6 protein-coding genes and 1 pseudogene are annotated in these 6310 nt (G+C 42.5%); 5 read left to right on the forward strand and 2 right to left on the reverse strand.

Annotated features, from left to right (window positions below):
* The 4 genes and pseudogenes from BG32_RS01305 to BG32_RS01320 all read left to right on the forward strand — a co-directional run.
* Positions 1 to 359 (forward strand): annotated as a pseudogene (locus tag BG32_RS01305) (tetratricopeptide repeat protein); the annotation flags it as partial.
* On the forward strand, positions 344 to 1114 hold the full coding sequence (locus tag BG32_RS01310) for an A24 family peptidase (RefSeq protein ID WP_006492222.1): 771 nt from the start codon (positions 344 to 346) through the stop codon (positions 1112 to 1114). The pseudogene BG32_RS01305 and the gene BG32_RS01310, both read left to right, overlap by 16 nt.
* Positions 1111 to 1773: an RNase H family protein gene (locus tag BG32_RS01315; protein WP_006492223.1), complete on the forward strand. Its 663-nt coding sequence runs from the start codon at positions 1111 to 1113 to the stop codon at positions 1771 to 1773. Before BG32_RS01310 ends, BG32_RS01315 begins: the two co-directional genes overlap by 4 nt.
* A 210-nt stretch (positions 1774 to 1983) precedes the next feature.
* Entirely contained in the window at positions 1984 to 2778 is a 795-nt protein-coding gene (locus tag BG32_RS01320) for a M55 family metallopeptidase (RefSeq protein WP_006492224.1), read from the forward strand.
* Between the two features lie 42 nt (positions 2779 to 2820).
* Here BG32_RS01320 and BG32_RS01325 read toward each other — a convergent pair whose 3' ends face one another.
* Positions 2821 to 3414: an N-acetyltransferase gene (locus BG32_RS01325; protein WP_006492225.1), complete on the reverse strand. Its 594-nt coding sequence runs from the start codon at positions 3412 to 3414 to the stop codon at positions 2821 to 2823.
* Between the two features lie 95 nt (positions 3415 to 3509).
* Between BG32_RS01325 and BG32_RS01330 the strand changes: the two genes are divergently transcribed.
* Positions 3510 to 4406, forward strand: coding sequence for a diguanylate cyclase domain-containing protein (locus tag BG32_RS01330; protein ID WP_006492226.1), 897 nt, complete (start codon positions 3510 to 3512; stop codon positions 4404 to 4406).
* On the opposite strand, the gene BG32_RS01335 is transcribed toward BG32_RS01330, so the two are convergent.
* On the reverse strand, positions 4407 to 6310 hold a 1904-nt coding region (locus BG32_RS01335), incomplete at its 5' end, for a hypothetical protein (protein WP_121526286.1).

The following is a 6310-nucleotide window of genomic DNA, read 5'->3' on the forward strand; positions in this document are numbered from 1 at the left end:
TGGCCGAACTTTACGAAAAGATGGGAAACATAGAGATGCGGAGAATTGTTGAAGATGAGGTGCTTAGAACAAAACCGGTTTACATAAATGATGTGGAGCCTTGGGCAAAAATCCAGTTTAAGCACTCAAATTACGACGTTGTGGAAGAAGTGGCGACAAATTTTCTCAAGGAAAACCCCGATAGGCCAGAGCTTAAGATGCTGCTAGTCGTTTCTCATATGAAGAAAGGGCAGTGCGATGAGGCAAAGAGACTCCTTAAAGAATTCGAAAATGAGCAGGTTTGGTACTTCTATGGGAAGAAAGAGCTATTCGATGAATACCTCACTGAAGAAGAGAGAAAACAGTGTGGGATTACATAGTTCTTAGAGTCTCTCTCTTCTTCATTTTTGGGCTGATATTTGGAAGCTTTTCAAATGCTTTGATATTTCGTATTCCTTCAAAAGAATACTCAATGACCAGACCTCGAAGAAGTATTTGTCCAAAATGCAAACACCAGCTATCATGGAAGGACAATATTCCTTTGATAAGCTACATCTTTCTGGGAGGCAAATGTAGATATTGTGGGGAACCCATTGCTGCAAGGTATCCCGTCGTTGAGTTACTTACTGCACTGTTGTTCTCATTGAATTCAGTTGTCTTTTCTCTGTTTGGAGCAATTTCAATGTCAGTTTTGACTATTGGATTGATTGTCTCTTCTTTTATCGATCTTGAGCACTACATGATTCCAGACTTCGGCGTGATTCTTGTGGCTGCTGGCGGCTTCGCCTGGTCAACTGTTGAGGGTCGATTCCCTGCAAATTTACTTCATGCTCTTCTCGTTACTGGGGCGATGGTTGCATTTTTCTTCATAGCAAACCTTGTAAGGAAAGACAGTTTTGGTTTTGGCGACGTAGAATTGCTTGCAGCACTTTCTCTGGCATCTGGCATTATAGGTTCTTTATATACGATCATGGTAGCTTCTTTTGCAGCGCTAATTGTCTATGCAATAAATGCTGCCGCAAAAGGCAGAAAATTTGATCGACGAGCTCAGCTTCCTTTCGGCCCTTTCATTGCAGTCGGCGGGTATACGACAATCCTTTTCCTGGATTTTATCGAGGCACTGTATAGAATATGACTTTGAATGACTGGACGCTTGCTTTGAAAGAAACCGGTTACGAATTCGCGAGATTCCTCAAGAAAAGAGGCCTTTGCTGTTCTGTCACTGTCATCAGTGAGTACTGCGTTGAACTTTCAAACAGTGTAGTGCTCAGGCTTTATACGAACCGTAAAGGAAACAAGAGAATGGTTCTGCCTTCATTTCTCTCCGAAGAGAAGAGCGAATGGCTCCTGTTTAGATGGGAGGAATTCAACGGAAGAAATTATGATGGAGTTCACCTCTTCGTAGATGGTAGTTTCATGGACAATAAGGTAGGATATGGAGTATTGGTGATCACAGAAAATCAAATTGAGAAAAGAATCAACGGGTGTTTAAGAGAGAATCTCGAAATGAAAAACGTTACAGGTGAAATCGAAGGCGTGATTAGGGCGCTGGAATACTGTATGCGAAAGGGATATAGAAAAGCTACTATTCACTATGACTATATGGGACTAAGAAGTTGGGCGGAGGGGGAGTGGAAAGCGAAGAACAAACTAACGAGAAAGTACGTTGAACGGCTCAAGCAGTTCTCCTCCCAGATCGACATTGAATGGGTAAAAGCAAGATCACATATTGGAGAGACATTCAACGAGATTGCGGATAAACTAGCAAAAAAAGCAGTTGAAGATTGTGGATAGAATCTTTTGAGGATGGAATGCTGATCGATTTTTTCTGGCAACTTGGTCAACTTGGAGGAATAAATAGAAAAATGCTCTCAATCCTTCATTGTTTATGTCCTTAATGCCAATATTTGGTCATTCAGTAAACCAGCCAGTGGTGTTTCAGGGTTTTCTACTTTTACCGAAAACTTCTTGCATTTTATAGAAAACTAAACAGGAGGGATATCTTTGAAAGTTTTCATTAGTGCAGACATTGAGGGAACTGCAGGAATTGCGGACTGGAATGAAGCAAAAAAGGGTAATCAGGACTACGAGTATTTCAAGAAACAGATGACTGCAGAAGTAAAGGCAGCTGTTCAGGGTGCTCTTGAGGCTGGAGCCTCGGAAATAACTGTGAGGGATGCCCACGGGAGCGCAAGAAACATCGATCCCTCTCTTCTGCCGGAAGGAGTTCGACTTCTCCGTGGGTGGGCTAGAGATCCTTTCATGATGATGCAAGGAATTGATTCTAGTTTTGGAGCCGTGGTGTTCACAGGATACCATTCACCCTCTGGAAAGGCTCTAAATCCTCTTTCTCATACTATGACGGGGGACATATACTACCTCAAGATCAACAACAAGCTTATTAGCGAATTTGAGCTAAACGCGATGTCGGCCTCTTATCATGGGGTACCGGTCGTTTTCATCAGCGGGGATGAGGGAATTGTACAAATCGCTAAGCAAAACGTACCTGGCATACAAACCGTGTCAACCAACATTGGCAGTGGTGCTTCAGTAGATTCAATTCATCCCGCTAAGGCAGTGAAGTTGATCGAGGAAGGTGTTTACAATGCTGTGAAGAATATCGGAGTTCAACCGGTATCAATTCCGGCTGAATTTGAGGTTGAAATTGCCTACATAGAACACACTTTAGCTCATAAGTTATCTTTTTTCCCCGGGGTGACCAAGAAGGACGATCGTGTTCTCACTTTCAGAGATCAAGATTATTACGAAGTTCTTAGGAAGTTGCTCTTTCTTCTCTGACAGACTCTTAAGGGTGGTGATGAGAGCTTAGCAACACCTCAGTCAGTGATGATCGCGAGTGGATTTCATTCGTATGCTGTCCTTTGTTGGATAGTTGGAAGGAAGATTGGTTTCAAATTCGAAACCGCATTCGGAGTATAGAGATAGTGCCTTTCTGTTCCATCGAGAGACGTCCAAAACGATTTCTGCATCCATTTCGAGTAGATGATTAAGGATCCTCCGTCCATATCCCTTGTTTCTGAAATCTTCGTGAACTGAGATTAGACCGAGGTATTTTTGCTCGGGGAAAATGCCCATCTCCATTGATCTTTGAAGAGTTCGAAATTCATGCAAGAGTCTAAACCCAAAGATACTAAAAGAAAAGTTGATCATGTCAACGTGTAAATGCGACAGTCTGTTCATCTCCTCATGCGTGTAAAATGCATATATTGCGATTGGCCGATTGCCAATTTCGCAAACAGTAATGAATTCGAGATTTATCGCGCTGCCCATAATCAGAAGCCTAGATATGCCTGCCAGAGCTTTTCTTCCCAGTGCACGCTTGAAATGGGATGGGTCAGTATTGAAGACCAGATGCGCTACAAATTGCAAGTCGCTCGACTCGGATTGTCTGTATTCAATCTTTTCCTTCTTCACGGGTAAATTCTATACTCTAAAAAACGATTATTCAAAATCATAGTTGGCATGTATTTGCATACGAATTGTCAGACATACAGTATGCGAGGTGCGTCATGAGAGCTGCAAAGAGAGGAATTGACGAAGGTTTGCACATTGCTCGAACTCTTCTCGAAGGAAACGTCGAAGCGTGCGCAATTGTCTCTTCAGAAGGGAAGATCGTAGTTGCAAATTCAACATGGGAAAGGCTTGCCGCAGCTTGCTTCGATGAACTCAGTTTCTTGAGTGAAGAATTCGATATGAAACGATTTTCTGACATGCTCGACGAGGTTTGTGCGCTGAGGCTAAAGGAGTTTCTGTCTGGTAAGACTAAGCAAGTATCTTTCGCTCTTAATGATTTTGAGAATTCAAAGGGTTTACCATTTACGATAGTGATTTACAGTGTCGAGATTTCGGAAAGGCTTTGTTACTTCATTTCCTTGAGGGATAACAGTGAATCTACTGTTCTTAGAAACATTTTAAGAGATATTATGTACATCGATCCATTATCGGGATTCGGAAACGAAAGATCTTTAAATAGATTTCTCTCAAAGAAAATCTCCTCCTCGAAGGAAAATGGAGCTTGTTTTTCGATTGTTTGCACTATGTTGTCCAATTCCAAAGAGATAGCTGCAATGTTTGGAAAGAGGATACTAGATACCGTATTGCAAAGGCTTGGAAAGAGAATCACACTTCAGATAGAAGAAGGCAAGTCGTTTAGAATCATGGATGATGTGTATGTAACTGTACTGGATTGCAGCGATAGAAGTTGCGTTTCTAGAACTATGTCGGTTCTCACATCAGATTTGGAGAAACCAGTTGCCGTTTCAGATACTGATGTGTCACCTTCTGTCGTGAGTGGAATTTGCCAGTTCCCCATTGATGGAGAAAGATCTGAATCACTTCTCAGCAATTGCCTCACAGCGATTTTTACAGCTCAGAGAAAAGGCTTGAAGTGGGAATTTTACAACTGATTATCTAAGATAAAAAACCGCTGCATCAAAATCACCCTTGTTAGAGCCAACGTCTCCGTCAATTGAAGCTGAATAGCCAGCAACAACGAATCCATCACAAACATAAGCGATTGATAGTCCTACATCGTCTTTACTGCCTCCAAGATACTTTTGCCATAAGAGCTCTCCTTCAGCATCAGTTTGCAGCACCCAGAAATCACTGTAAGTTATACCAGATCTCTTCATGGCCTCGTCTACGGGCTGGTTGATTGATCGATTTGATTCAGAAAAGCCAATCGCTTGAATGCCACCCGCTTGCGTGATGAAGAAGTCTTCGATTATATCGTTACCAGATCCCCCATAGACTCTTGCCCACAATAAATCACCTTCTTCAGATAGTTTTGCTGCAAATCCGTCGTAGTCGGAAGAATCTCGCTGGAAAGTTTCTTCCCTGGAATTTGTGGAGCCTGTGATAATTATTTCTCCTTCGTCATTTATTCTGACAGAAGAAGGCGAATCCTCGCTCTTTCCTCCAAGCACTTTCGACCATATAACTTCTCCGTCTCTATTGACCTTGATTGTAAGAACAGAAGATAATTCAATGTAGATTCCATTTACCTGAAAGCGGTTGCCGGGATTTCCCTTTGCTTCACCGTCTTTCGAAGTTGTCTCGGCGACAATCACAACGTTGCCATCACCGTCGACATCAAATGCAACTCCTCGATCAAAAGAGCTTCCTCCATAGGATCTTTGCCATTCTAGGGAACCTGATTTGCCTAGTTTTACTAACAGGATCGAACTATCTTCTTTTGACTCCGTCTTTGTTCCTAGAATCAAATATCCATCCTCTACCTCAATTACTGAGGTCGCCTCATTGAAGATACCCTCACTCTTGAATCTCCACTTTTCATTTGCAAACTTATCAAGCTTTATTACAAGCAGTGAAGAATCCGCGTCGAATCCAGCATCGGTTTTATCGACTGCTTTACCCACTACCAGGAATCCATCATCCGATGTGGCTATGATGTCATTAAGCTCTACCCAACCAAGATTAAATCTCTTCTCCCACTCCATGAAACCGTTATTGTCGATCTTTACGATCCATCCAACCCTTGGAATCGAGTCTTTCAATGATTCGGATTCCGAAACCAGATCTGAGGAACCGCAAAGGATGTATCCACCACTGGACAGAGACTTTACTGTGTTAAAGGAGTCTCTTCCTTTAAAACCGACAATTCTCTTCCATGTCAAAACAGGTATTTCTTCTGTCGAAAAAGACCAGATGGGACCCTTTACCAATCCCCCGTTCCCATCATTTACAACAACCTGCCAGCTGTAAGTTTCTCCGTGTTTTAGAGATGGCAGCTCGTACATATTCTTGTTAATGCCTTTTGCAAGTAAACCAAGGCTCTCGGTGCCAAAATAGAGGTCATAAGACAGAATATCACCGTCGGGGTCACTACATTCCCAAGATAGAACTAGGTAATTAAAGAAGTCTTCAACTCCATCACCGGGATAAGGACCATGCGGCTCTTCGGGCCAGTGATTTTTGTCGATAACAATTATGCTGAAAGTTTCACAGTGCCACTGCCGCAAACTGTCTATAGCTTTTATAGTTACTCTGTGGGCGACAGGCGCCTCGCGTACCGAAGAACTGTAACGGTAGATATCTCCTTCAATAAATCCCGGCCCACCGACAATTTCGTAACTTATCTCGTTCATTTCAGAAAAGGTGAGTTCTGAGAGATCGATCTCTAGTCTGTCGCCTTCAAAGACTTTCTGGTTTGTAATACTTAGAACCGGGGGTGGTGGCAAGTTCTTTACTAAGAATGTAATGTGAAGCACAGCTTCCGACTTTTCAGACTTAACGATGATATCGATTGTTTCTTCAGGTAGGCTAAGCGTACTCGAATCAATTACGAGGA

Source organism: Mesotoga sp. HF07.pep.5.2.highcov, from assembly GCF_003666285.1.
Lineage (GTDB): Bacteria > Thermotogota > Thermotogae > Petrotogales > Kosmotogaceae > Mesotoga > Mesotoga prima.